Consider the following 25,886-nt stretch of genomic DNA (forward strand, 5'->3'; position numbering starts at 1 on the left):
CGGAACATCCGCCCGTTACGGCGTCAGCTTCTCCACGTCGGCATTCCCCTGCTGATGCACCACGGCCTCATCCTTACGCACCTCAGCCACATCGCTGGCGGTCACCGTGGACGTTGCGATATTGCCCCAGCTGGTGCGGATAAAGTTCACCACGTCCGCTACCTGCTGGTCGTTCAGCCGCCAGCCGAAGGCCGGCATGGTGATGGCGGTCGGTGCGCCTTTCATGCCCGGCAGCTGCGCGCCACTAAGCACAATATGGATCAGCGAGGTGGGATCGGATGCCAGCACTACCGGGTTCCCGCGCAGTTCCGGGAAGAAGCGCGCGTAGCCGCTGCCGTCCGTTTTATGGCAGGCGGCGCAGCTGTCCACGTAGACCGACGCACCGGTTTTACTGTCATCACCTTTCCACAGCGCTTTCGCCACCGTATCGTCCGGCGTGAAGCCCACCTGATTCGGATCTTTCGCCCCCAGCGACTTCAGATAGCGGGCAATCGCCGTGGCATCTTCCGCTGTCAGGTGCTGCAGGCTGTGCTGCACCACGTCGGTCATGCCGCCGAAGACCGCCGTATGATCGTTGCGGCCCATCCGCAGGAACTGTACCAGGTCCTCCTCACTCCAGCGTCCCAGACCATCACGCCCGTCGCCGCGCAGGTTGCTGGCAGTCCAGCCGTCAATCGGCGCGTTGCTGCCGGAAAGGAAGTCGCTGCCCTCGTCGTTGTTCAGCGCTTTTTCCTGCATGGTGATGCTGCGTGGCGTATGGCAGGCCCCGCAGTGCCCCAGCCCTTCCACCAGATACTGACCGCGCGCCAGCACCGGATCCTGACCTTGCACCGGCTGGAAGGCTTTCACGTCCGGGGCAAACACCCCGCGCCAGATCGCCAGCGGCCAGCGCATCGACAGCGGCCAGGGGATATCGCTCTCCTGATTGGCCTGCGCCACCGGCTTCACGCCGTGCATAAAGTAGGCATACAGCGCCTGCATATCCTCATCGCTGACCACGGCGTAAGAGGGGTAAGGCATCGCCGGGTAAAGCGTATCGCCATTTTTCGCCACGCCGTGGCGTACCGCTTTCTGGAAGTCGTCGTAACTGTAGCCGCCAATTCCGCTCTGCTTATCCGGCGTGATATTGGTGGAGTACAGGGTGCCGATGGGTGTCGCCATCGGCAGACCACCGGCAAACGGCTCACCGCCGGCTTTGGTATGGCAGGCCACACAGTCCCCGGCGCGCGCCAGGTACTCGCCGCGCGCTATCTGCGCATCCGCACCGTCTGCCGCCAGGGCGTTCAGTGCCATCATGCCCGGCAGCAGGGCAATAAGAAGTAACTTTTTCATCTGTTTATCCTTATGCCTGCACCAGTGGACCCGGATTTTTCAGGTACTGTTCGCGGATCGCTTTTGCTGACCAGTAGGTGAGCGCGGCGACCATGCCGGTCGGGTTGTAACCCAGCCCCTGCGGGAACGCCGAAGCACCGGGAACAAACACGTTCGGCACATCCCAGCTCTGCAGATAACGGTTAATGGCGCTGGTTTTTGGATCTTCACCCATGATCGCCCCACCGTTCATATGCGTGGTCTGATACACGGTAGTATCGAAATGCGTGCCCGGCATTTTTGGCGCGCCGCTGATGAGCTTTGGATTCATCGCTTCGGCAATCTTGTGCATACGTCCGTGCATAAACTGCGACATTTTAATGTCGTTATCCTGCCAGTCGAAGGTCATACGCAGCAGTGGCTGACCGTGGACATCCTTATAGTTGGGATCCAGGTCGAGGTAGTTATTGCGGTAAGACTGGTGGGCACCGTGGGCATCCATCGACACATGATGGGTGTAATGATCGGCCACCGCCGCTTTCCATTTGCTGCCCCAGTTTGGCGTTCCCGGCGGCGTTGGCAGCCCGGAGATTGGTTTCACACCCGCCTGATTCACCCACATCGGGGAGCCGCCGACAAAACCGTATTTCGCATGGTCAAAGTTGTCGGCGTTGAAGTCGTCCACGCCCACACCGGCCCCCCCCGCCCCGATAAAGTTATTGGTGAACACATCCTTACCGAAGAAGGCTTTAATGGTGGAGATATTCTGGTAGGCAAAGTTACGCCCGACGGTGCCTTCGTTGGTCACCGGATCGTACGGTTTACCAATGCCGGACAGCAGCATCAGGTGAACGTTGTGGAACTGGAAGGCCGACAGGATCACCAGATCCGCGGGCTGTACCTGCTCACGACCCAGCGCATCGACATAAGTGACCCCGGTGGCACGCTTTTTATCGTCGGTCAGGTTCACCCGCAGGACGTGTGCATTGTTGCGCAGTTCAAACTTTGCCTCCTGGCGCAGCGCAGGCAGAATGTTGACGTTTGGTGAGGCTTTGGAATACATGTAGCAGGCATAGCCGCTGCAGTAGCCGCAGAAGTTGCACGGCCCCATCTGCGCGCCGTAGGTGTTGGTGTACGGGCCGGAGGTATTGGCCGACGGCAGATCGTAAGGGTGATAGCCGATGCTCTCCGCCGCCTGGGCGAACAGCTGCGCTGACCAGGTGCGCTTCTGCGCGGGCAGCGGGAACGGGCTGGAACGGTCCGGGGCAAACGGGTTACCTTTGCCGCCCTGGCCGACCACTTTGCCCTTCACACTCCATGCCGAACCGGAGGTGCCGAATACCTTCTCGGCCTGGTCGAAGAACGGCTCCAGCTCGTCATAGGTCACGCCGAAGTCCTGAATGGTCATGCCTTCCGGGATGAAATTTTTGCCGTAGCGCTCTTCATAGTGGCTGCGCATCCGCAGTTCCATCGGGTCAACGCGGAAATGCACGCCCGACCAGTGCAGGCCCGCGCCGCCAGTGCCGGTACCCGGCAGGAACGCGGCCAGCTGACGATAGGGCTGTGCAGTCTGCGCAGCGTTATGACGGATGGTGACGGTGCTTTTTGACAGATCCTGGAACAGCTTTTTACGGATGTTATAGGTCAGCTCGTCAATCACCTGTGGATAAGCGCCGTCAGGATAGGTATCCCGGTGCGGGCCGCGCTCCAGCGCCACTACGTTCAGACCCGCTTCGGTCAGCTCTTTCGCCATGATCGCCCCGGCCCAGCCGAAACCGACGATCACTGCATCCACTTTTTTCTGTTCGTTAGCCATGATTAGCTTCTTTCCCCGCGAATTGATACCGGCGGCAGCGTGTAACGCTCCCCGCGTTCCACCCAGTCCATAAAGTCGGCGCGTGCGCCCGGGAAGTTGATCAGCTGCCAGCCGACCAGCCCCTGATTGCCCCCGTGGATCGGGTCACTGAAAAAGCCTTCGCGGGTGTTCTGTAACAGGAAGGAAAAGAAGGTTTTCGCCGGGAGCTGGGGCAGCGTCACGCTGCCCGCTTCCAGGGCCTGTAAAAAGGCGTCCTGCTGGTCGCTGCTTAACTGTGCGAACAGCTTACCGTGCTGCTGCTTTGCCAGCGCATCGGCATCGGCCAGGCCAAGCCGGTAGATATCACGCGGCGTCAGCGGCAGCTGATAACCCAGGGCTTTATCGGCATCCGGATGGAATGGCCCCTGCATATACCAGTTGCTGCCCGTGGCGTAGGGCGTGTTCATCTGGCGGTCGATGTATTCGGGTACGCCAGCTTCCAGCGCGCCGGGGCCACGCTCATCGGCGGGGATCAGCCGGGCGACTGCTGCCTGCACAAAGGCGTACTCTTCCGGGGTAAACCAGGTGGGCTGATACTCACGCGCCTGCTGCGGGCCGCTGGCAGCCGCCTCTTTCGCCACGGCGGGCGCGACGGCGGCCAGTGAACCCAGGCCGGCGGAACCTATTGCCATCGCCGGGGCGAGGGTGATGGTTTTCAGCAGAAAATCCCTGCGGGTACTGCCTGTTTTTTGCTCTGACATGGCATTGCCTTCTCAAACGTTCGCGTGGGCGATCGCTAAAATGGGGGGACGGATGGTTTTATCGTCACACTTCTCTATAGGGGGTGTTTAGTGTTCCGGCGTTTAGAGGTTTTTTGTTACCGGTAACAGAGACGCATACTGTAACAGTTATACGTATAAGGTGTGAGGGGATAGAAACAAAAAGGCACAATTTCATTAACAATTTACCTGCCCCACCTCCGGCAGAGCCGATCACGGATCGCGATCGGCCCTGCCGGGGCGGTTAAATCCTTTTCAGGCAGGTTAAAACGCCTGCAGGCGGTTCTCTGACGGCTGCGGGCGGCCGAAATAGTACCCCTGGAACAGCGTGCAGCCCTCCTCCTTCAGCCGCTCAAACTGCTCATTGCTCTCCACCCCTTCGGCGGTGATCTGAATATCCAGACTACGGCTCATCCCGGTGATCGCGCGGATAATCGCCAGTGCCTCGCGGCTGTCGTGCATGTCGTTGATAAACGACTTATCGATTTTGATTTTATCGAACGGGAAGGAACGCAGGTAACTCAGCGACGAATAGCCGGTGCCGAAGTCATCCAGCGCAATACGGATGCCCAGCGCCTTGAGATTTTGCAAAATATGGATATTGACCAGGGTGTTATCCAGCAACACGGATTCGGTGATCTCCACTTCCAGCCGGTGCGGGGCCAGGCCGGACTCCTTCAGCGCGGCCTCGACGACCGACACCAGCGCGCTGTTTTTAAACTGCAGCGGGGACAGGTTTACCGCCACGCTCTGCTCGCCCGGCCAGGTCGCCGCTTCACGGCAGGCTTCATAGAGCGCATAGGCACCCAGGCTGTGGATCAGCCCGGTCTCTTCGGCAATGGGAATAAAATCGACCGGCATGATGATGCCCCTTTCCGGGTGCAGCCAGCGCATCAGGGCCTCATAGCCGATGATCTCCCGGTGCTGATGGTTGGTGATAGGCTGATAATACAATCTCAGCTGGCGGCTGGTGAGCGCCTCACGCAGATCGTTTTCGATGGCCCGGCGCTTCTGCGCGATGTCCCCCATCCGCTCAGTAAAATGTTCATAACGGTTACGACCGTTACGTTTGGCTTCGTACAGCGCCATGTCCGCACAGCGTAACAGCTCATCGGGCGTGGCCATGCCACTGTCGGCGATGGCGATGCCAATACTCAGCCCCACCGACAGGTTATGCCCGTCAACACTGAACGGAGGACGAATGGTTTCGATCAGGCGGCAGGCAACCGCTTCGGCCTCCTGCCGGTGTGTCAGCCCCGGCAGAACAATGGAGAACTCGTCACCACCGCTGCGTGCCAGCGTATCCTGATCACGCAGAACCCCCCGCAGGCGCACCGCAACGGAACGCAGCAGATCATCGCCCGTCTGGTGGCCCAGGGCATCATTGACGTTTTTAAAGTTATCCAGATCCAGCCCCATCGTGGCCGTTTTGCGGCGCGCATCGCGATCTTCCCGCAGCGCCTGAGTCAGGCGCTGGTTGAACAGGACGCGGTTCGGCAGACTGGTGAGATTATCGTGATGAGCCATATGATGAATTTGTGCATCTGCCGCCCGCTGGTCGGTGACATCATCGGCAATCAGCAGCACATAGTTATGATGCTCATCGTTACCCCGGATGATCGAGGCGCTGGCGTTAATAATCCGCTCGCCGCCCGGCGTCATCAACAACCGCTCATTGCGCTGCATTCCCTCTCTGCGCTGCGCGGCATCGGAGAGCTGCATAAAGTATTCGCCCATTTCGGCAGTCATGCACTCCGGCCCGCGCTTGCCGATAAAATCGCGCTGCGTCCCCCCGAGCAGCTGTTCGGCTTTGTTGTTGATCAACAGGATCTCGCGTGAAACAACATCCTCCACAATCACGCAGGAGGGAATATTGGCAATAATGGTGTCGAGGAACGTCGACAGCGAGGCCATTTTATCGCTGTTCTGCTCGGCCAGATCCCGCGATCGCAGGATCTGCTGCTCATACTCACGCACTTCGGTACAGTCGCGGGTGATCTTGGCAAAACCAATCAGCCGATCCTCGTCGTTACGGATCGCGTCGATCACCACATGCGCCCAGAAGGCGCTGCCATCTTTACGGTATCGCCAGCCATAATCTTCAAAACGCCCGGTGCGGCTGGCAACCGCCAGATTGCTTTCCGGCAGCTGCAGCAACCTGTCCTGAGCGCTGTAGAAGCAGGAAAAGTGCTTACCGACGATCTCCTCAGCAGTGTAGCCTTTGGCGCGGCGCGCACCGGCGTTCCAGTTCATGACGCTGCCGCGCGGATCCAGCATATAGATCGCGTAGTCCTGCACCCCTTCCACCAGCACGCGAAAGGTCTGCTCACGTTCAAACTGTTCATGCTGCATCCGGCGCTGTTCGGTACAGTCGCGCGTCACTTTCGCATAGCCGATCAGCCGGCCCTCATCATCCCTGACGGCATCAATGACCACGTGCGCCCAGAAGGCCGAGCCATCTTTGCGGTAGCGCCAGCCCTCGGTCTCATAGCGTCCGCGATCAAACGCGATCGCCAGCCCCTTCTGCGGCGCTCCCTGCAGCCGGTCCTCTTCACTGTAAAAACAGCTAAAATTCTTGCCAACAATTTCAGTCGGTAAATAGCCTTTGGCACGCTGCGCGCCCGGATTCCAGTTAGCCACCGTCCCGTCAGGCGTAAGCATATAGATTGCGTAATCGACTACGCTTTGTACCAGCAGCCGGTACATTACATCCGAGTTTTCATTCATTATTATTTTCACCCAGGCGCTGACGCTCCTTTTCCATTGAAGAAAAGACGTTCAGCGCTGCATACGCCCTTAACTGGCGCAAAATAACCCGCCCGCGCCACCCGAAAGCGGCAGGATCCTTGTCTGTAAATGTGGTCAAACCACACGGGTATAAACCTAAAACATCAGCCTGTTCAAGCAATTTCCATCCGCTTGCGCCAGTTCATTAACGGTTGTCGGCCAGGCTTAAAAAGATATTCAGCGTAAATTTTTATCTTTACGCCCTTAATGGCGTCAGTTTGCAGGGAAATTTGTCCTTCCACTTCCACAAAATAAAGATTACGGGAAAATTAACGGCACAAATAACCAGAAAATATAAAAGATGTTTATACCGACATTAATAGATACAACCGTAACGAGATTACTCACTGTTAATCGCGGTATAACCAGCGGACATTAACAGCGGAGTGCCTATGTTTAAATCATTTTTCCCCAGGCCCGGGCTGTTTTTCAGCAGCGTGGTGCTCTGGAGTCTGTTCGCGGTGGTGTTCTGGTTTGCCTATGCCGACAGCAGGCTGGCTCACCTGATGATGCACCTTTCGTGGCTGCCGTCGGGCGCATTGCCCAATAACGCCCTGCGGTTTATCTCTCCTGGCGAGTTGGGCTTCTATAGCTACTATCTGCTGGCCACGCTGCTGTTTGCCGGATTCTGGTTTTTCCTCAGTCCCCATCCCTGGCAGCGCTGGTCCATTCTGGGCAGCGCGCTGATCATCTTCGTGACCTGGTTTTCCGTGCAGGTGGGGGTCGCGATCAACAGCTGGTACGAACCCTTCTACGACCTGATACAGAAGGCCATGGCGCATCCGAATACCATCAAAATTTCGGCGTTTTATACTCAGGTCAACGGCTTCCTCAGCATCGTGCTGATTGCCGTGGTGATTGACGTGCTGAATCTGTTTTTTATCAGCCATTATGTCTTCCGCTGGCGTACGGCGATGAACAGCTATTATATGGCGCACTGGTCGCGACTGCGCCATATCGAAGGGGCCGCCCAGCGCGTGCAGGAGGATACGATGCGCTTTGCCTCGACCCTGGAAGATATGGGCGTCAGGCTGATTGATGCGCTGATGACGCTGATTGCCTTCCTGCCGGTACTGGTGGCGCTGTCGGTACACGTGAAGACAGTGCCGATCCTCGGGCAGGTGCCCTATGCGCTGGTGATTGCGGCGGTGGTCTGGTCACTGTTCGGCACCGGGCTGCTGGCGCTGGTGGGGATTAAGCTCCCGGGACTGTCATTCCGTAATCAGCGGGTGGAGGCAGCCTATCGTAAGGAGCTGGTGTATGGGGAGGATAATGCGGATCGCGCCAGCCCGCCAAAGGTTCGCGAGCTGTTTTTCAGCGTGCGCAAAAACTACTTCCGCCTCTATTTTCACTATCTCTACTTTAATATCGCGCGCATTTTCTATCTGCAGCTGGACGCGGTATTCAGCATCTTTGTGCTGTTTCCCTCTATTGTGACAGGCGCCATCACGCTCGGCCTGCTGACGCAAATCACTAACGTCTTCGATCAAGTGCGCGGCGCGTTCCAGTATCTGATTAACGCCTGGACCACACTGGTGGAGCTGATGTCGATCTACAAGCGTCTGCGCAGCTTCGAGCAGGCGCTGGACGTCGGGGACTGACCCGAAAAGAAGGTCAGCCCCGGCAATGAACGGCAGGGGGTGACCTTTTTTCGGTCGCCCCGTTCCCCTGCGGCTACGGCTGGTGAGCCACGGCCAGCGCGGCAAACACCTTCTCGACGGCACAGGCACCCGGATCTTTCACACCGTCCAGGCTTTCCTGGTTAAGGTAGGACGATCGGCCGGCGCGAGCGCTGCGCATGGTGCTGGTGCTGTCGGCCCCTTCCCTGGCCGCCGCCGCAACGCGGGTCAGGTCGTCCCCGTTAAGCAGCGCGGCAAAGGCGGGGTGTAAAGCATCGATCATCGTGCGATCCCCGACCTGCGCTCCGCCGTAGTGCTGCATCCGCGCCAGGCCTGCGGTCAGGGCCTCTGCCAGCGATGCGCCAGCGGCCAGTTGCTGTCCGGCGGCGGTAAACATAATCGACATCAGCACCCCACTGGATCCGCCCATGACGGTGGCCAGCTTTTCCCCCACCACCGTCAGCAGCGCATGCGGCTGGTTGAGCGGCAGCGCGTGGGCCTCACTGGCGTCCAGTACGCTACGGGCACCCGCGGCAAAGGTCGATCCGGTATCCCCGTCACCCACTTTCGCATCCAGCTGGTTAAGCTCACTCTCCAGACCGATCAGCGTCTGGCATATCGTCTTCACTATCGCTGCCGCCGTCGGGTTATCAGACGGGGTGACGGACTGCAGCTGCGCGGCCGTTTTCGCCGGAATTTCCGCCGCGGAGAACGGCGCGAACGCCGGGCTCCAGCCGCTGACCTGTACCGGGGCCAGCAGGGCCGTCTCGCGTTCCGCATCCAGCTGCATCACCGACAGGGAAAACCCTTTCATATCCAGCGCACTGACCAGCGTCGCCGGGCCAATCAGCAGCTTCACCTGCTGGCCCAGCGCGGAATGCAGCGCTTCACGCACCACTATTGCCATCTCCAGCGCCGAAAAGCCGCCCAGATTATTAACCATCAGAGCAAGGGGGCCCGCGATTTTTTTCGCCGTCAGACGCGACACCAGCTCTGCCACAATCTCCGCGCTGTTCTGGGTTTTCAGTGTCGACGCACCCGGCTCACCGTGGATCCCCATACCCAACTCACTTCCGCCTTCCGGTACGCGATGGTCATCACGTGTCTCGCCCGGAACGTGGCAGGTGGTGAACGCCAGCCCGATAGATGACGTCGCGTCACAAGCCTGCTGTGCCACGGCGGCCACCTGCGCCAGCGTCTGCCCCTGTTCGGCGGCGTAGCCGGCAACTTTATGCACCAGAGCCGTTCCGGCAATGCCCCGTGGCTGCGGGTTTTCCGGCAGTGCAATATCGTCGCGCACCATCACCATTTCCACCTTATAACCCAGGCCCCGGGCTTTCTCCGCCGCCAGACCAAAGTTAAGGCGGTCGCCGGTATAGTTTTTTACGATCAACAGGCAGCCGGCGTCTCCGGTGACGTTGATAATGGCATGCAGCACAGCATCCACGCTGGGTGACGCGAAGATATCGCCACACACTGCCGCCGTCAGCATCCCCTGACCGACAAAGCCGATATGGGCTGGCTCATGCCCCGAACCGCCGCCTGAAATCAGGGCGACGCGCGACTTATCCCAGTCCTTGCGGACCACCACACGCATCTGCGGCCCCAGCGATAAACGGCCAAGATTATGGTGCGGGGAACTGAGCAAAATGCCCTCAATCGCGTCGTTCACTACATGCTGTTTTTGATTCATAAAAAACTGACTCATTCGCGCTCCTCATCCACATAAAATAATGGTTACTGGTTCATATATTAATAAAACCTTAATCGATCCAACATAGTTGCGATATTTCTTATTTACAGTATGGGCCAACACTGAAAATAGGCCGGGTGATTTTTACCTGCAACATGGCACAGTCAGGAAAAACAGGCTATCACAATGATAATAAAGAAAACTTACTGCTGTGTAATATTTTAATACATATTAACCACAGCCGATCAGCCATAATGAAATTGTAGTATCAATCACAATTTGCTATTAAATGAACTGCGGGAAGACAAAAATAAGTTTATAACTCAATGTGGATGATAAGACGGTACAACAGAACAGCCGCTTACCGATTTCCATCATACGTATCACAACCTGAAAAGGCGTTGATCTTCAGTGCCCTTTCCAGTCTCAGTGTCACCCGTCATACCCACGCCAACACCAGGGCGTAAAAGGAGCAGGGTTTTCCCTTTTGCTCCTTTTTTTTCATCTTCAGTTGTCACTTTTTCATACACGGTTGTCAGTTTTGCGCCAGCCAGAAGCGGCATCGTCATTGCAGTATAGGGCTTCACCCAACAAGGAGCCTGACCGATGCTGCAGCAACCCGCCGACAAATATCACCCGTTTCCTCCCGTCACGCTGACCGATCGCCAGTGGCCAGGCCGTACGCTGAAGAGCGCGCCACGCTGGCTCTCAACTGACCTGCGCGACGGCAATCAGTCGCTGGCAGAACCGATGGATGCGGCACGTAAGAAAGCATTCTGGCAGCTGCTGCTCCAGTGTGGATTCAGGGAGATTGAGGTGGCGTTTCCCTCGGCGTCACAGACTGACTTCAACTTTGTGCGTGAGCTGATCGAAGAGCGGATGATCCCTGATGATGTGACTATCCAGGTGCTGACCCAGGCCCGAGCCGATCTGATCGATCGCACGTTTGTGGCGCTGGAGGGGGCAAAACAGGCCTGTATCCACCTGTATAACGCCACGGCACCGGTATTTCGTCGTCTGGTGTTTCGCCAGAGTCGTGAGCAGATTATCGAACTGGCCGTTAACGCCACGCGACTCATTCGCCAGCGCTGCGAAGAGCAGCCGCAGACTCACTGGACCTTTGAATATTCGCCGGAAACCTTCTGCTTCACCGAGGCCGATTTCGCCCTGGAGATCTGTGAGGCCGTGGCGGCCGTCTGGGAGCCCTGTGCGCTGCGCCCGATGATCATTAATCTGCCCGCGACGGTCGAGGTGAGTACGCCTAACGTCTATGCCGATCAGATCGAATACTTCTGTCGTCACTTTTCCCGTCGCCCGCAGGTCTGTATTAGCGTACATCCGCATAACGATCGCGGTACCGGTATTGCTGCCGCCGAACTGGCACTGCTGGCAGGGGCTGACCGGGTGGAAGGCTGCCTGTTCGGCAACGGGGAACGCACGGGTAACGTCGATCTGGTGACCATGGCGCTTAACTTCTACACCCAGGGCATCGATCCGCAGCTTAACTTCAGCCAGATGAAGCAGGTCGTCGACGTGGTGGAACAGTGTAACCAACTGCCGGTTCATCCCCGCCATCCGTACGCCGGAGAGCTGGTCTTTACGGCTTTTTCCGGTTCCCACCAGGATGCGATTAAAAAAGGGTTTGCCGCCCGTCAGCAGCAGCAGGACAGTCGCTGGGAAGTCCCCTATCTGCCCCTGGATCCGGCGGACATCGGTTGCAGCTATGAGGCGGTGATCCGCGTCAACAGCCAGTCAGGAAAAAGTGGTGCAGCGTGGATGATTGAACAGAATCACGGCCTGGCCCTGCCGCGCGCCCTGCAGCAGGATTTCAGCCAGCAGGTGCAGCAGGTGGCCGATGCGGAAAATCGTGAAATGACCCAGGCGGCCATCTGGCAGCTGTTTCGTCGGGTGTACGGCATTGAAGCCCCGACGTTGCAACTGGGCGAGTACCGCAGCGAAAGCGACAGCCAGGGGGCGTTACGCTTCGAGGCGGGCATCCGCCAGGGCGATCGGTATGACACCATCAGCGGGCGTGGCAACGGCCTGTTGTCGGCGGCGGCAGATGCGCTGCGCCAGTCGCTGGACATCGCGTTTACCATTCAGGATTATCACGAGCATACCCTCGGCCAGCGCAGCGACAGCCGGTCCGTCACCTATCTGCGCTGCATCTTCCCCGGCAATCGCAGCGCCTGGGGCGTGGGTATCGACAGCGATGTGTCACGGGCCTCTTTGCAGGCGCTACTGAACGCCGTGGCGCAGCATCAGCCAGCCGGGAAGTAGTCGCTGGGGGCGACACCCAGGATGCGGCGGAACATCGCGCTGAAGGCGCTCTGGCTTTCATAGCCCAGCTCCAGCGACACCGCCAGCACTGAATCCCCCCGCGCCAGGCGCGTCAGGGCTTCCATCAGCCTGGCGCGTCTGACCCAGTCACTGAACTGCAGACCCGTCTCCTGATAAAAACGCCGGGCGAGCGTACGGCTGCTGACGTTGACCCGGCGGGCGCTGTTTTCCAGCGTCCAGCTCTCTCCCGGTGCCGCGCGCAGCGCCCGGCACAGGCCCAGCAGCGCCTCGCTCTGCGGTTCCGGCAGGCTGAAGGGGAGCTCCGTCATCACGCGGATTTCATCAAGGATCAGTTCATAGATGCGCTCGGCCCGGCTGGCGGGCCTGTAAGCTTCAGGCAGATCCAGCGCGCTGACGATCAGCTCGCGCAGCAGCGGTGAAATCTGCACCACCTGACAGCTGGCCGGCAAATCGGCACGGGCCAGCGGATCGACAAACAGCGTGCGTGCCGCCACCTCCCCGGTCATCTGCAGTGCATGTTTCACCCCGGCCGGCAGCCATACGCCGCGACCCGGCGGTACAATCCAGTGCCCCAGCACCGTCTCCACCCTGACGACACCGGTCAGCGTATGCACCAGTTGCGCGCAGTTATGATGATGCTGCGGTTCAACATCGCCGTGACGATAGTCGTGCGCGTAGGGGATCAGCGGACGGTGCGCAAAGGAAAAGTCGAGGGTGGCTGTCATGGCGTTCTCACGGCGGGATGGAGAACCATCCTAGCAAAAAAAGGGGCGACCGGAAAAAAAGGTCGCCCCTGCGAAAATCATCACTTTCACCGGTACGGCCGGCCCTTACCGTCACCACCTGATGGCGTGGCTGACCTTTTACGCGGTCAGGCATCAGCGCGGTTAACGGAAGACGCTGATGGCCTCAACCAGTCGCGTCGCCTGCCGCGTCATCCGGCCGGAGGCCTGCGCGCCCTCTTCCACCTTCGCGGCGTTCTGATGGGTGATATTGTCGAGATCTTCCACCGCCAGGCTGATCTCACCGATGGCCGTGGCCTGTTGCGCAGTGGCCGCACTGATCTCGGCGATCAGTGACGTGACGTTCTGCACCTGAGAAACAATGCTTTCCATGGTTTTACCCGCCTCATTCACATGCAGCGTGCCGGATTTGACCTTACCGGCGCTGCTCTCTACCAGCATTTTGATCTCACTGGCGGCTTTCGCGCTGCGCTGGGCCAGGCTGCGTACTTCTCCCGCTACCACGGCAAACCCTTTCCCCTGTTCTCCTGCACGGGCGGCTTCCACTGCCGCATTCAGTGCAAGGATATTGGTCTGGAAGGCGATGCCGTCAATCACGCTGGTGATGTTGGCGATTTGCTTCGAACTGTCGGTAATTTCAGCCATCATTTTCACCATGTCAGCCATCGCTTCCCCGCCCTGAACGGCAGCCTTGCTGGTACTGATCGACAGGCTGTTAACCTCTGCGGCGGTCTCGGTATTACTCTTCACCGTGGCGGTCATTTCGTTCATTGTCGCAGCCGTCTGCTGGACGTTAGCTGCAGCCTGCTCCGTGCGGCGGCTCAACTCGCTGTTGCCCTGGGCAATGGCGTCGCTGGCGCTGAGTACATTGATGGCCTGCCCGCTGACATCATCAACCAGCCAGCGGAACATCAGCCCCAGTTGACCAATAGCCCGCAGTGTCGTCCCTACCTCATCAACCCGATCCATCTGTTCCACTTTATGATCGGCACCGGTGGCGACGCGCAGCGCCTGCTGGCAGACCCGCTCAATCGGCCGGGAGACCTGCATTTCCAGCCAGGCCGATGCCAGCAGCAGCAGCAGCGCCATCCCCGCAGCAAACAGCCCCAGCGCGGTATGGCTCAGACCCAGCCCCCAGACGCCCAGCGTGGCCAGCGGTAATACCGCCAGCAGCGCCGAGCGGATACGCCAGCGCAGCGGCAGAGTTTTAAACAGTGACCGCCAGCTCATCAGGCCGGTACGGACAATCAGCCCCTTATGGAAGCGCTGACCTTTTGCTTTCCCGTTACGAAAATCCTGGTACAGACGTTCCGTTGCGCGGATTTCTTCCTCACCGGGTTTGGTGCGCACCGACATGTAACCCTGCACATTGCCATTGCGTACCACCGGGATCGCGTTGGCACGTACCCAGTAGTGATCGCCATCTTTGCGACGGTTTTTGACCAGTGCCGTCCAGGGTTCCCCTTTTTTCAGCGTTGCCCACATATCGGCAAAGGCTTCCGGCGGCATGTCCGGGTGGCGCACCATATTATGGGGCTGGCCGTTGGTTTCCTCCGGCGTAAAACCGCTGACCTCAATAAAGGCATCATTGGCATAGGTGATATAGCTGCGGGTATCGGTGGTCGACATGAGCGTGGCGTCATCGCCGAACTCATATTCCTGCTGCGTAACGGGCAAGTTATTGCGCATGGGTTAAATCCTTGAATGGATCAACGGGAGTTGTACCAGGGAATATTAGTAACGTTTTTTTATATTTTCGGCGCGAAACCAGGGATCTTTAGCCGGGTTTACGCAAATAGCGTGATCGGGGCGACAAAGCCAGCCACATTGGCGTCAGTGCCCTGCTGGCAAACACGTGGCCGGCGTCAGCAAAACTGCCTCTTTTTTAGCAGGGTATTATTCTTCAGAGAAAATTTATGATACTGGCAATACACCTTTATTCAGGCCAGCCAGAGGCGGGAAGGTCAGCAGGGGGCTTTAGCAAAGAGCAATAAAGGAAGGCGTTGACCGGGAAGGGATCGGGCTGGCAGTCAGAACTGCCAGCCCGCAGGAGGGTTACGCTGTAGGCTGCGCCTTTAGCTGTGCCTCATAGGCCTGGGCCTGTTTGGCATCGAACTGGTCTTCCCACTTGGCAATCACCAGCACCGCCAGTGCATTACCCACCACGTTCAGCGCGGTACGCGCCATATCGAGGATACGGTCAACACCGGCGATAAACGCCAGACCTTCCAGCGGGATGCCCACGCTGCCCAGTGTGGCCAGCAGCACCACAAAGGAGACGCCCGGCACGCCGGCAATCCCTTTCGAAGTGACCATCAGCGTCAGCACCAGCACGATTTCCTGCCCCAGAGAGAGGTCAATACCGTACAGCTGGGCGATAAAGATGGCGGCAATACTCTGATAGAGCGTGGAACCGTCCAGATTAAACGAGTAGCCGGTCGGCACCACAAAGCTGGTGATCGCTTTCGGCGCGCCGTAGGCTTCCATCTTCTCCATTATACGCGGCAGCACGGTTTCCGAGCTGGCGGTAGAGTAAGAGAGGATCAGTTCATCCTTCAGAATGCGGATCAGAGTGGTGATACGCAGCTTGCAGAAGCGGGCCACCGCACCGAGAACCACCAGCGCGAAGAACAGGATCGCCACGTAAACCAGGATCACCAGCTTCGCCAGCGGCCAGAGTGAGGCAAAGCCGAAGTTCGCCACGGTCACCGAGATCAGCGCAAACACCCCGACCGGCGCATAGCGCATGATCATATTGGTGACTTTGAACATCGCTTCTGACGTTGAACGGAACACTTTCACCAGTGGGTCACGGTGTTCCGACGGCAGGGAAGAGAGGCCCAGGCCAAACAGCACGGAGAAGAAGATAATGGGCAGCATGTCGCCTTTGGCGATCGCCGCAAAAATATTCTGCGGGATCAGCGACAGGATGGTGCTCACCAGACTGTGTGGCTGCCCCTGAACCTCTGCCGTTGTGGCTTCATACTGAGAGATGTCCACCGTTGCCAGCGTCGACATATCAATGCCGGAGCCGGGTTGAAACACGTTCGCCAGAGTAATACCTGTCACAATGGCAATGGTGGTAATCACTTCAAAATAGACGATGGTTTTGACACCGATGCGTCCGAGTTTTTTGGCATCACCTACGCCGGCGATACCGACAATCAGTGTAGAAATAACGATAGGTACGACGATCATTTTGATCAGGTGAATAAAGATATCACCCGCCGGGCTGAGAACGTTGGTGACTAACCATTCACGATTTTCCGGCTGGTTATGCAGTATCGCACCCGCGGCGATGCCGAGAACCAGTGCAATCAGTATTTGCCATGCAAGGCTGAATTTTACGGCTTTCATAACGTGTCTGTTTCCTTAACAAAACCTGCTTTCCGCGTGTGGTATGCGGAGTGAATAACACTCAAGGGAGGCTGACCGGGATCGGGCAATTCGCAGGTAATGGATGGTTGATACCTGATTTACAGGCGCGTAATCAGTACCATTTTCAACGCCCTAAATGCAACCCCGCCAGAGATGCGGCTAATTAATCCCCCCTGGACAGGATAAAGCCCTGCCTGCTCGCCCTGTATAATAACTCTTTGTAATAAATAGAAATATTTCAGTCAATCACAGCATCACTATGCATAAACAGCGTATTACCCCGCAGAAACAAAATGGTCTATCTGCGCCTTTTTTGTGCGACTTGTCGTGCGTATCTCAACGATTATTGCGCAAAATGAATATCTTTAACGCCGTCAGGGCGTTCGGATCCATCAGATTAGGTTATGGCGTGATCTGCCGCGCAAAAAGAAAACAAAGCCAAACCAATATCTTCACTTAACCTTTGATTGACATATTATTAACAATCTTCAAGGAGGCCAGCTATGAGCCAGTCACATACCTACCCGGTTCCCGCGAACATTGCGGAAAATACATTGATCGCACCTCAGCAGTATTCGTCGATGTACCAGCAGTCGGTACAGGACCCCGATGCCTTCTGGGGTGAACAAGGCAAAATCCTGGACTGGATTAAGCCTTTTACCGTCGTGAAAAACACCTCCTTCGCCCCCGGCAATGTCTCTATCCGCTGGTTTGAGGACGGCACGCTAAACCTGGCGGCGAACTGTCTTGACCGCCATCTGGCCACCCGTGGCGATCACCCGGCCATTATCTGGGAAGGGGATGACAGTAGCGAAAGCAAAACCATCACCTATCGTGAACTGCATCGTGACGTCTGCCGCTTTGCTAATACCTTAAAAGAGCTGGGCATCAGCAAAGGCGATGTCGTGGCTATTTATATGCCGATGGTGCCGGAAGCCGCCGTCGCCATGCTGGCCTGCGCGCGCATTGGCGCCGTGCATACGGTGATCTTTGGTGGCTTCTCCCCTGAAGCCGTGGCCGGACGCATTATCGACTGTAACGCCCGTCTGGTGATCACCGCCGATGAAGGCATTCGTGCCGGACGCGCCATTCCGCTGAAGAAAAATGTGGATGATGCGTTGAATAACCCCAACGTCACCAGCGTCGGCAACGTGGTGGTCTTCCGCCGCACCGGGAAAGACGTGGGCTGGAAAAACGATCGTGATCTGTGGTGGCACGAGCTGGTGAATAAAGCCAGCGCCCATCATCAGCCGGAAGAAGTGGGGGCGGAAGACCCGCTGTTTATCCTTTATACCTCCGGTTCCACCGGGAAGCCGAAAGGCGTGCTGCATACCACCGGAGGCTACCTTGTCTATGCGGCAACCACCTTCAAGTACGTATTCGACTATCATCCGGACGATGTCTACTGGTGTACCGCCGACGTTGGCTGGGTCACCGGGCACAGCTATCTGCTGTATGGCCCGCTGGCCTGTGGTGCCACCACCCTGATGTTTGAAGGCGTGCCGAACTGGCCAAAACCGAGCCGTATGGCGGAGGTCGTGGATAAGCACAAGGTCACCATTCTGTATACCGCCCCGACGGCGGTACGCGCGCTGATGGCCGAAGGCGACAAAGCGATTGAAGGCACCGACCGCTCCAGCCTGCGTATTCTCGGATCCGTAGGTGAGCCGATAAACCCGGAAGCCTGGGAGTGGTTCCATAAAAAAATCGGCAACGGCCGCTGCCCAATCGTGGACACCTGGTGGCAGACGGAAACCGGCGGCTTTATGATCACCCCGCTTCCGGGAGCGACAGCGCTGAAACCCGGCTCGGCCACTAACCCGTTCTTTGGCGTGCAGCCTGCGCTGGTCGACAATGAGGGCAACGCCCTGGAAGGAGCCACAGAAGGTAACCTGGTGATTGTCGACTCCTGGCCAGGCCAGGCACGAACCCTGTATGGCGATCACGAGCGCTTTGAGCAGACCTACTTCTCTACCTTTAAAAATATGTACTTCAGCGGCGACGGCGCACGCCGTGATGAAGAGGGCTATTACTGGATCACCGGACGCGTCGATGATGTGCTCAATGTCTCCGGCCACCGTCTGGGTACTGCGGAGATCGAATCAGCCCTGGTGTCGCACCCGCTGATTGCAGAAGCGGCGGTGGTCGGCATCCCGCACGGGCTGAAAGGCCAGGCAATTTATGCCTACATTACGCTTAACCACGGTGAAGAGCCGTCACCAGAACTGTATACCGAAGTGCGTAACTGGGTGCGTAAAGAGATCGGCCCGATAGCCACCCCGGATGTGCTGCACTGGACGGACTCCTTACCCAAAACCCGCTCCGGCAAAATCATGCGCCGTATTCTGCGCAAAATCGCCGCCGGGGATACCAGTAATCTTGGTGATACCTCAACCCTCGCCGATCCTGGCGTGGTCGAGAAATTACTCGAAGAGAAGCAGTCGATTAAAATGCCATAACACGACGGGGGCCTCTGTGCCCCTGTTCTTAAACTGCCGCAGAGCAGCCCTGCCGTATCAGGTCTTAATCTTGTCCGAACCAGGAAATTATAAAAACTATATTTCACATTTCCCCTCAGTTACTGACGCTGCAGCAAGGCGGTAAAGCGATGAACTCCCGGGGACTTATTCACATAAGTCACCTGGAAAATAGCTCAGGCCTGTACCACTTCGGCGGCAGGGATGAAGGGGGAAATACCTCTGGAGATATGACAATGAACGATGTCCTTTATCAAAGAATAGAAAAGAGCGCACGTTTTAAAGAGCTGGTGAGGAAACGCCAGAGCTTTGCCACCCTGCTGTCCGTCATTATGCTGGTGCTGTATGTCGGCTTTATCTTACTGATTGCTTTCGCGCCCGCCTGGCTCGGCACCCCGCTTCATGAAGGAACGAATGTGACGCGCGGTATTCCCATTGGCGTAGGCCTCATTGTGATCTCCTTCCTGCTGACCGGCGTGTATGTCTGGCGTGCAAACGGCGAGTTCGACCGTCTGACCCGCGAACTGCTGAATGAGGTGAAAGGATGAAATCACGCCATCTGTTCTTTGCGCTGGCGGCCCTGCTGCCCTGCGGCGTGCTGGCGGCGGATGCCATCAGCGGTGCGGTTGAGCGCCAGCCCACCAACGTCGAAGCGATTATCATGTTCCTGATTTTCGTCGCTTTTACGTTGGGGATCACCTACTGGGCCTCCAAGCGTACCCGGTCACGCAGCGACTACTATACGGCGGGCGGCAATATTACCGGCTTCCAGAATGGCCTGGCGATGGCCGGAGACTTTATGTCTGCCGCCTCGTTTTTGGGGATTTCGGCACTGGTTTATACTTCCGGCTACGACGGACTGATCTACTCCCTCGGCTTCCTGGTCGGCTGGCCGATTATTCTGTTCCTGATCGCCGAGCGCCTGCGTAACCTCGGGCGTTATACCTTTGCCGATGTGGCCTCTTACCGCCTGAAACAGAAGCCGATCCGCACGCTTTCGGCCTGTGGTTCCCTGGTGGTAGTGGCGCTCTATCTGATTGCGCAGATGGTCGGCGCAGGCAAGCTGATCCAGCTGCTGTTCGGCCTGGATTATCACGTGGCGGTGGTGCTGGTCGGTATCCTGATGGTGATGTACGTGCTGTTTGGCGGCATGCTGGCCACCACCTGGGTACAGATTATTAAAGCCGTCCTGCTGCTGTTTGGGGCCAGCTTTATGGCCATTATGGTGATGAAAACGGTCGGTTTCAGTTTCAATACGCTGTTTACCGAAGCCATCAAGGTTCACCCGAAAGGGATTGCGATCATGAGCCCCGGCGGGCTGGTACACGATCCGATTTCGGCTCTTTCGCTCGGGTTGGGTCTGATGTTCGGTACAGCAGGTTTACCGCACATTCTGATGCGCTTCTTCACCGTCAGCGACGCGCGGGAAGCACGTAAGAGCGTATTCTGGGCCACCGGCTTTATGGGTTACTTCTACTTCCTGACCTTTATTATCGGCTTTGGGGCCATTCTGCTGGTTGGGGCGAACCCGGCGTTTAAAGACGCCACCGGCGCGCTGATCGGCGGTAACAATATGGCGGCGGTGCATCTGGCGGACGCGGTGGGCGGCAGCCTGTTCCTCGGCTTTATCTCTGCCGTGGCCTTCGCCACCATTCTGGCGGTAGTCGCCGGACTGACGCTGGCGGGGGCTTCCGCCGTGTCTCATGACCTGTATGCCAGCGTGTTCCGTAAGGGGCAGGCCACTGAAAAAGATGAGCTGCGGGTGTCAAAAATAACCGTCGTGCTGCTGGGCATTGTGGCGATCCTGCTGGGGATTATGTTTGAAAAGCAAAACATCGCCTTTATGGTCGGGCTGGCGTTCTCGATTGCCGCCAGCTGTAACTTCCCGATTATTTTACTGTCGATGTACTGGTCAAAACTCACCACGCGCGGAGCGATGATTGGCGGCTGGCTGGGCCTGCTGACGGCGGTGCTGCTGATGATCCTCGGCCCGACGGTATGGGTACAGGTGCTGGGCAATGCGAAAGCGGTGTTCCCGTATGAGTATCCGGCGCTGTTCTCGATGCTGGCGGCGTTTATCGGTACCTGGCTGTTCTCGGTGACCGACAGCTCGGCATCCGGTGCGGAGGAGCGTCAGCGCTTCCAGGCGCAGTTTGTTCGTTCACAGACGGGGATCGGCATTGAAGGCGGGAAAGGTCATTAATACCAGAGAGACAGGTGCGGACCGGGTGTCACGGTCCGCACCGTAGTGGTTCACAGGGGCGGACCGGCTGTTTCGGTCCGCCCGCGCTGTCAGAAATGAACAGCAGCACCCACATAAGGGCCATCAGCCACGACGTTATCTTTACGGCCATCTTTACCGTTCATCGTCATGTACTTGTAACCCACGCTCACATCCACCAGCGAGATAGGCTGGAAGCTCACGCCTGCGGACGCTTCCTGGTAGTTATCGATATGGCTGGAGAACGAGTCCGGAGACCAGAAGTATTCACCGTACACGTTGAACATGTTAGTCACCGGGACTCGCACGCCGCCACCGATAGCCACACCGTAGCCATCTTTGGAGTCTTTCGGGTTAGTTGACATCGCTTTAACAGTGGGAGACAGGAACACATCACCGACAGCCACGTTGTAGCCCAGACCCAGGCTTTCTACGTTACCGTCGTGATCGCTGCGCAGCCAGTCACCGGAAAGTGCAAAACCAGGGGTATTAGTACCCAGGCCTACGTGAACGTCAGTGTAATCTTTGCCCACACTCACGCCACCTTCAATCGCCTGGGCAGAGCCTGCCAGCGCCAGCAGCGCCAGAGCGCCGGTTGTCATTGCCACTCTTTTCATTTTTTTCTCCTGATTAAAATTTACTCACGCCTTGATGCGGCGGCCTTGCAGAGTAAACCAACCGTTAAAGAAATTATATGAGAAAGCCGTGAATCAATGTGAATTTGAGTAACCTTACAAAAGCGCTGAAAACCGTTTATTTAACTCACGGCCCACATAATATGGCCAATGACCGGCGCAATCACCACCGTGACCACACCCGATAACATCATCACCAGGCTGGACACGACACCCTCCTGCTGCCCCATCTCATAGGCCCTTGCTGTCCCCGCACCGTGCGAAGCCGCACCGAACCCGGCGCCCTTCGCCAGACCCTGTTTGATCGCCAGACGCAGGAACAGCAGGTCGCCCACCGCCATGCCAAACACCCCGGTGATCACCACAAACAGCGCCACCAGATCCGGCTGACCGCCCAGCTGCTTCGCTGCCGCCAGCGCAAAGGGCGTGGTGATAGAGCGTACCGCCAGACTGCGCTGGATGGCTTCCGGCAGGGCCAGCATCTGCGCCAGCCATACCGAACTGCACACCGCCACGGTCGTCGCAGTGATCACACCGGCACTGAGGGAGAGCCAGTGACGGCGAATGATCGCCATGTTTTCATAAACCGGCACCGCGAATGCCAGCGTGGCCGGGCCAAGCAGCCACAGCAGCCAGCGGCTTTCACCGATGTAGTCCTGCCAGGAGATATGGGCAACCAGCAGCAGCGCGACCAGCACCATCGGTGTCATCACCAGTGGCATCAGCAGCAGCCGGTGCCAGCGACGGTAGAGTCGCTTATTGAGGAAGTAAACCACCAGTGTGGCAAGCAGGCAGACGATACTGAGAATAAAATCACGCATCGTTTTTCCCCTGCTTACGGGCGGCAAGCCACAGTTCAAAGCGGTATACGCGCTCCACCACCAGTGAGGTTGCCGCCAGCACCAGCAGCGTACTGAGGCCGATCACCAGCAGAATGCGCCAGCCTTCCACCCGCAGTAGATCGCCGTAGTTCACCACCGCCACGACCGCCGGGACAAAGAACAGCAGCATTTCGGCCAGCAGCCAGCTGGCTCCCGCTTTCACCCAGCCCAGCGGCAGTACGCGCAGCATAATCATCGCCAGCAGCAGTAACATGCCGACAATATTGGCGGGCAGCGGCAGATGCAGCCAGTTCACTAACTGCTCTGACGCCAGAAAAAGCCCGACATACAGCGCCACCTGAAGCGGAACCTGCACCCGCTGCAGCCAGGCCGAACCCTGTGGACGTATCGCCAGTGCCATGCTGTTTTTCCCTCTTAAAATGTTTTTATGGGAAAGAGTATAAAGCGGTAACAAAGGGTGAAAAAAATGACTTAATATTATCCCAACTATGCCAGACAGGAATGATTATGGACGTTCGCGCCCTGCGCTACTTTGTGGAAGTAGTTCGTCAGCAGAGTTTTACCCGTGCCGCCGAGCAGCTGTACGTCACGCAGCCTACCATCAGCAAGATGTTGCGCCAGCTGGAGGATGAACTGGGCTGTACGTTGCTGATCCGTGAGGGGCGTAAGCTGCATCTGACCGATACCGGCCAGGCGGTGTACCAGCGCGGAGTCACCATCCTGCAGGAGTTTAAGCAACTGGAGGCGGAGATCAGCGATATCAACGAGCTGAAAACCGGTGAGCTACGCCTGGGCATTCCCCCCATGGTCGGGATGCAGATTGCCGGTTCGATCTCCGCCTTCCGTCAGCGCTATCCCGGTGTGGCGCTGAAAATCTCCGAGTTTGGCGGGCTGACCGTGCAACAGGCCGTGCTGTCCGGCAGCCTGGATATTGCCATGACCGCCCTGCCGGTGGCGGATGATTTGCCCCTGAATTCGCTGGCGCTGATGAGTCATCCTCTCTGTGTTCTGGTGCCGCGCACCGACGCCTGGCTTCGCCGCAGCCATATGCCGATCAGTGAACTGGCGGGGCTTCCCATTCTGATCTACAACGAGGAGTTTTCCCTGAATCGCCAACTGATGCGGGCGTTTCAGGCCAGCGGATTTACGCCGCAGATTGCGGTACGCAGCGGACAGTGGGATTTTCTGGCGGCAATGGTGCAGGCCGGAATGGGTGTGGCGATCCTGCCGGAGCCTATCTGCCAGCGTCTGGATAAGAGCCAGTTGCTGTGGCTGCCGCTGGAGTCGGATCTGGTGTGGAAGCTGGGGCTGATCTGGCGGGAAGGGAGTTATCTGTCGCGCAGCGCCCAGGCATGGATTACCTGCTGCCGCGAGTTCTGGCCGGGGGAAACGCCACGCATTTCATTGTGAACCACTGGGGACAGGCGTAAACCACGCAAACCGGCGGCACGGGCGACCAGAAAAGAAGGTCGCCCCTACCCAAATACCCTGCGGTTATTCTTCCTTTTCGACCAGCAGGGTTTCCATCAGATCGAGATCGTGCAGCAGTTTCTGCATGGTTTCATTGCTGATTTTCTGCGTGGCGCGCAGGTGATACAGCTCACCCCGCTCGGCACGCAGCGCGCTCAGGCGGAAGCGACGTTCCAGATTTTCCGCAAACAGAGCGCGCTCCAGGTCCTCTTTACCATCAACGCGACGACGCAGATTACCAATCACGCGGGAGCTGACTTCTTTAATCAGCTCCGGATCGATGTTCTCTTCGGTGTCACTGGTCAGCCGCTCTTCCATTTTATACAGGCTTTCAATCGCCGTACCGGCCATCACCGCACGCGCCATCTGCAGCTCACGACGGTGAACCGTCTTATCGACACCTTCCACCCCGCGCAGCAGCAACGGCAGCATCACCACGCCCACCAGCAGTGAGAACAGGATGACCCCGGTGGCCAGGAACACCAGTTCATAACGCGCCGGGAAGTCATTGCCATTACTCAGCAGCAGCGGAATAGACAGCACACCCGCCAGCGTTATCGCCCCGCGCACGCCAGCGAATGAGGCAATCAGCAGCTCACGCGTTGAGTAGCTGGAAAACTCCATGGGGCGTTTTTTCAACGCGCTGCGGCTGATAAAGCGCATGGTCCACAGCCAGCCGAAACGCACGATCATCAGCGCCATATAGATCAGCACCACCGAGGCAAACAGCACCCACAGCTCCACATTAGGATCGGCATCGGCCTGACGTACGGAGATTTCCAGAATGCCCGGCAGCTGCAGACCCAGCATCAGGAACACCATGCCGTTAAACACGAATTCCAGCATCTGCCAGACGCTGTTAGCACGCAGGCGCATCGCCAGCGGTGCCTGACGAATAATCCCGGAGCGCGAGATGGTCATCCCGGCGGCGACCGCGGCAAGAATACCGGACACGCCGATATGCTCGGCAATCAGGTAAGACGCAAACGGCAGCAGCAGCAGCAGCACGGTCTGCGTCGCCGGGTCATCGCCGCTCCAGCGGCTGAACAGGCGCAGCGACTTACCGTACAGCCAGCAGATCGCAATCCCCGCCAGCAGGCCGCCAATCGCCACTTTCATAAACTCCAGCGACGCGCCCGAGACGGTGAAGACCATCGTGCCCATGGCCACCGCGACGGCAAACTTCAGCGAGACCAGACCAGACGCATCATTCATCAACGCCTCGCCCTGCAGGATCGCCATGATTTTTTTCGGGATGCGCCCCTCGCCGACAATGCCGGAGAGCGCGACAGCATCGGTCGGTGACAGCACCGCCGCCAGCGCAAAGGCAGACAGAAGCGGAATACCGGGCACCAGCCAGTAGATCAGGTAACCAATCCCGACCACAGTGATCAGCACCAGAACCAGCGCCAGGCCAAGGATCTCACGCCCGTGATTGAGGAACTCGCTGGTCGGGGTTTTCCAGCCATCAGCAAACAGCAGCGGCGGAATAAACAGGACTAAAAACAGCTCCGGATCAAAATCGACGTGCAGACCAAACGTCGGCCAGGCCAGCAAGGCGCCCATCGCGATTTGTACCAGCGGCAGAGGGATCTGAAAGGGAATAATACGTGCTGCGACGCCCGACAACGACACAACCAGCGTCAGAATGAGAATAGTGAAGAAAATTTCCATGCGTTCCTTTTTATATGTCTTCCGAAGGCTCTGAACAAAAGCAGCCCAGGATTTGTATACCCTGCGGGATAGTAAAGCAAATTAGGAAAGCGTTGAAAAACAGGATGTGCCTTAAGAGGGGAAATTCAGTGGCATCTGAAGGTGGGGCCGGTGAACCCGGC

General features: G+C 57.7%; 20 protein-coding genes. 6 read left to right on the plus strand and 14 right to left on the minus strand.

What is annotated here, in order from left to right; genetic code table 11:
• Window positions 1-15 precede the first annotated feature (15 nt).
• The 5 genes from K6L24_RS19485 to K6L24_RS19505 form a co-directional block, all read right to left on the minus strand.
• Window positions 16-1,332: a cytochrome c gene (locus tag K6L24_RS19485; RefSeq protein ID WP_222681763.1), complete on the minus strand. Its 1,317-nt coding sequence runs from the start codon at window positions 1,330-1,332 to the stop codon at window positions 16-18.
• Window positions 1,333-1,342: 10 nt separating this feature from the next.
• A complete protein-coding gene (locus K6L24_RS19490; RefSeq protein WP_062748062.1) occupies window positions 1,343-3,127 on the minus strand; it encodes a GMC family oxidoreductase in 1,785 nt (594 codons plus the stop codon).
• Window positions 3,128-3,129: 2 nt separating this feature from the next.
• Entirely contained in the window at window positions 3,130-3,867 is a 738-nt protein-coding gene (locus K6L24_RS19495; protein ID WP_062748064.1) for a gluconate 2-dehydrogenase subunit 3 family protein, read from the minus strand.
• Window positions 3,868-4,149: 282 nt separating this feature from the next.
• Window positions 4,150-6,612, minus strand: a complete 2,463-nt coding sequence (locus tag K6L24_RS19500; RefSeq protein WP_191928011.1) for a sensor domain-containing protein — start codon at window positions 6,610-6,612, stop codon at window positions 4,150-4,152.
• Window positions 6,605-6,793, minus strand: coding sequence for a hypothetical protein (locus K6L24_RS19505; RefSeq protein ID WP_137269818.1), 189 nt, complete (start codon window positions 6,791-6,793; stop codon window positions 6,605-6,607). The genes K6L24_RS19500 and K6L24_RS19505 overlap by 8 nt, the downstream gene beginning before the upstream one ends.
• A 271-nt stretch (window positions 6,794-7,064) precedes the next feature.
• On the opposite strand from K6L24_RS19505, the gene sbmA reads away from it, so the two are divergent.
• Window positions 7,065-8,273: a peptide antibiotic transporter SbmA gene (sbmA, locus tag K6L24_RS19510; protein WP_222681764.1), complete on the plus strand. Its 1,209-nt coding sequence runs from the start codon at window positions 7,065-7,067 to the stop codon at window positions 8,271-8,273.
• Window positions 8,274-8,346: 73 nt separating this feature from the next.
• Here the strand turns inward: sbmA and K6L24_RS19515 are convergent, their stop codons facing one another.
• Together K6L24_RS19515 and K6L24_RS19520 are read right to left on the minus strand one after the other, a co-directional pair.
• Entirely contained in the window at window positions 8,347-9,999 is a 1,653-nt protein-coding gene (locus K6L24_RS19515; protein WP_187509394.1) for a dihydroxyacetone kinase subunit DhaK, read from the minus strand.
• Between the two features lie 368 nt (window positions 10,000-10,367).
• Window positions 10,368-10,571 (minus strand): hypothetical protein, encoded by a 204-nt coding sequence (locus K6L24_RS19520; RefSeq protein WP_157076031.1) that lies wholly within the window; start codon window positions 10,569-10,571, stop codon window positions 10,368-10,370.
• Between the two features lie 19 nt (window positions 10,572-10,590).
• On the opposite strand from K6L24_RS19520, the gene leuA reads away from it, so the two are divergent.
• Window positions 10,591-12,264 (plus strand): 2-isopropylmalate synthase, encoded by a 1,674-nt coding sequence (gene leuA, locus K6L24_RS19525; protein WP_062748074.1) that lies wholly within the window; start codon window positions 10,591-10,593, stop codon window positions 12,262-12,264.
• Here the strand turns inward: leuA and K6L24_RS19530 are convergent.
• From K6L24_RS19530 to gltP, 3 genes are all read right to left on the minus strand, one after another.
• A complete protein-coding gene (locus K6L24_RS19530) occupies window positions 12,246-13,010 on the minus strand; it encodes an AraC family transcriptional regulator (protein WP_062748076.1) in 765 nt (254 codons plus the stop codon). The genes leuA and K6L24_RS19530 overlap by 19 nt on opposite strands.
• A 162-nt stretch (window positions 13,011-13,172) precedes the next feature.
• The gene (locus tag K6L24_RS19535; RefSeq protein WP_062748079.1) at window positions 13,173-14,717 is read right to left on the minus strand and encodes a methyl-accepting chemotaxis protein; all 1,545 of its coding nucleotides are present in this window, start codon (window positions 14,715-14,717) and stop codon (window positions 13,173-13,175) included.
• 366 nt (window positions 14,718-15,083) lie between these two features.
• On the minus strand, window positions 15,084-16,385 hold the full coding sequence (gene gltP, locus K6L24_RS19540) for a glutamate/aspartate:proton symporter GltP (protein ID WP_062748081.1): 1,302 nt from the start codon (window positions 16,383-16,385) through the stop codon (window positions 15,084-15,086).
• A 524-nt stretch (window positions 16,386-16,909) separates the two neighbouring features.
• On the opposite strand from gltP, the gene acs reads away from it, so the two are divergent.
• The 3 genes from acs (at window position 16,910) to K6L24_RS19555 (ending at window position 21,086) form a co-directional block, all read left to right on the plus strand.
• Window positions 16,910-18,865: an acetate--CoA ligase gene (acs, locus tag K6L24_RS19545; RefSeq protein ID WP_118664907.1), complete on the plus strand. Its 1,956-nt coding sequence runs from the start codon at window positions 16,910-16,912 to the stop codon at window positions 18,863-18,865.
• 254 nt (window positions 18,866-19,119) lie between these two features.
• The gene (locus K6L24_RS19550; protein ID WP_062748086.1) at window positions 19,120-19,431 is read left to right on the plus strand and encodes a DUF485 domain-containing protein; all 312 of its coding nucleotides are present in this window, start codon (window positions 19,120-19,122) and stop codon (window positions 19,429-19,431) included.
• The gene (locus K6L24_RS19555; protein ID WP_118664909.1) at window positions 19,428-21,086 is read left to right on the plus strand and encodes a cation acetate symporter; all 1,659 of its coding nucleotides are present in this window, start codon (window positions 19,428-19,430) and stop codon (window positions 21,084-21,086) included. The genes K6L24_RS19550 and K6L24_RS19555 overlap by 4 nt, the downstream gene beginning before the upstream one ends.
• Before the next feature lie 89 nt (window positions 21,087-21,175).
• Here K6L24_RS19555 and K6L24_RS19560 read toward each other — a convergent pair whose 3' ends face one another.
• The 3 genes from K6L24_RS19560 to K6L24_RS19570 all read right to left on the minus strand — a co-directional run bounded on the left by K6L24_RS19560 (window position 21,176) and on the right by K6L24_RS19570 (window position 22,981).
• Window positions 21,176-21,721: a YfaZ family outer membrane protein gene (locus tag K6L24_RS19560; protein ID WP_062748087.1), complete on the minus strand. Its 546-nt coding sequence runs from the start codon at window positions 21,719-21,721 to the stop codon at window positions 21,176-21,178.
• Between the two features lie 140 nt (window positions 21,722-21,861).
• Entirely contained in the window at window positions 21,862-22,560 is a 699-nt protein-coding gene (locus K6L24_RS19565; protein WP_062748088.1) for an LrgB family protein, read from the minus strand.
• Window positions 22,553-22,981 carry a CidA/LrgA family protein gene (locus K6L24_RS19570; RefSeq protein WP_118664913.1) on the minus strand — a complete coding sequence of 143 codons (429 nt, stop codon included), beginning with the start codon at window positions 22,979-22,981 and terminating at the stop codon, window positions 22,553-22,555. The genes K6L24_RS19565 and K6L24_RS19570 overlap by 8 nt, the downstream gene beginning before the upstream one ends.
• Window positions 22,982-23,088: 107 nt before the next feature.
• Between K6L24_RS19570 and K6L24_RS19575 the strand changes: the two genes are divergently transcribed.
• Window positions 23,089-23,991, plus strand: a complete 903-nt coding sequence (locus K6L24_RS19575) for a LysR family transcriptional regulator (protein WP_062748092.1) — start codon at window positions 23,089-23,091, stop codon at window positions 23,989-23,991.
• An 84-nt stretch (window positions 23,992-24,075) separates the two neighbouring features.
• Here K6L24_RS19575 and K6L24_RS19580 read toward each other — a convergent pair whose 3' ends face one another.
• The gene (locus tag K6L24_RS19580) at window positions 24,076-25,725 is read right to left on the minus strand and encodes a Na+/H+ antiporter (protein ID WP_062748094.1); all 1,650 of its coding nucleotides are present in this window, start codon (window positions 25,723-25,725) and stop codon (window positions 24,076-24,078) included.
• Between the last annotated feature and the right edge of the window lie 161 nt (window positions 25,726-25,886).

The organism is Erwinia persicina, assembly GCF_019844095.1.
Taxonomy (GTDB): Bacteria; Pseudomonadota; Gammaproteobacteria; order Enterobacterales; family Enterobacteriaceae; genus Erwinia; species Erwinia persicina.

Bases quoted from the DNA above. Each gene is read 5' to 3' on its own strand.
- K6L24_RS19580 (WP_062748094.1), bottom strand. From the start codon at position 25,725: ATGGAAATTTTCTTCACTATTCTCATTCTGACGCTGGTTGTGTCGTTG.
- sbmA (WP_222681764.1), top strand. From the start codon at position 7,065: ATGTTTAAATCATTTTTCCCCAGGCCCGGGCTGTTTTTCAGCAGCGTG.
- K6L24_RS19490 (WP_062748062.1), bottom strand. From the start codon at position 3,127: ATGGCTAACGAACAGAAAAAAGTGGATGCAGTGATCGTCGGTTTCGGC.
- K6L24_RS19550 (WP_062748086.1), top strand. From the start codon at position 19,120: ATGAACGATGTCCTTTATCAAAGAATAGAAAAGAGCGCACGTTTTAAA.
- acs (WP_118664907.1), top strand. From the start codon at position 16,910: ATGAGCCAGTCACATACCTACCCGGTTCCCGCGAACATTGCGGAAAAT.
- K6L24_RS19570 (WP_118664913.1), bottom strand. From the start codon at position 22,981: ATGGCACTGGCGATACGTCCACAGGGTTCGGCCTGGCTGCAGCGGGTG.
- K6L24_RS19555 (WP_118664909.1), top strand. From the start codon at position 19,428: ATGAAATCACGCCATCTGTTCTTTGCGCTGGCGGCCCTGCTGCCCTGC.
- K6L24_RS19485 (WP_222681763.1), bottom strand. From the start codon at position 1,332: ATGAAAAAGTTACTTCTTATTGCCCTGCTGCCGGGCATGATGGCACTG.
- gltP (WP_062748081.1), bottom strand. From the start codon at position 16,385: ATGAAAGCCGTAAAATTCAGCCTTGCATGGCAAATACTGATTGCACTG.
- K6L24_RS19575 (WP_062748092.1), top strand. From the start codon at position 23,089: ATGGACGTTCGCGCCCTGCGCTACTTTGTGGAAGTAGTTCGTCAGCAG.
- K6L24_RS19535 (WP_062748079.1), bottom strand. From the start codon at position 14,717: ATGCGCAATAACTTGCCCGTTACGCAGCAGGAATATGAGTTCGGCGAT.
- K6L24_RS19515 (WP_187509394.1), bottom strand. From the start codon at position 9,999: ATGAGTCAGTTTTTTATGAATCAAAAACAGCATGTAGTGAACGACGCG.
- K6L24_RS19530 (WP_062748076.1), bottom strand. From the start codon at position 13,010: ATGACAGCCACCCTCGACTTTTCCTTTGCGCACCGTCCGCTGATCCCC.
- K6L24_RS19560 (WP_062748087.1), bottom strand. From the start codon at position 21,721: ATGAAAAGAGTGGCAATGACAACCGGCGCTCTGGCGCTGCTGGCGCTG.
- K6L24_RS19500 (WP_191928011.1), bottom strand. From the start codon at position 6,612: ATGAATGAAAACTCGGATGTAATGTACCGGCTGCTGGTACAAAGCGTA.
- K6L24_RS19565 (WP_062748088.1), bottom strand. From the start codon at position 22,560: ATGCGTGATTTTATTCTCAGTATCGTCTGCCTGCTTGCCACACTGGTG.
- K6L24_RS19495 (WP_062748064.1), bottom strand. From the start codon at position 3,867: ATGTCAGAGCAAAAAACAGGCAGTACCCGCAGGGATTTTCTGCTGAAA.
- leuA (WP_062748074.1), top strand. From the start codon at position 10,591: ATGCTGCAGCAACCCGCCGACAAATATCACCCGTTTCCTCCCGTCACG.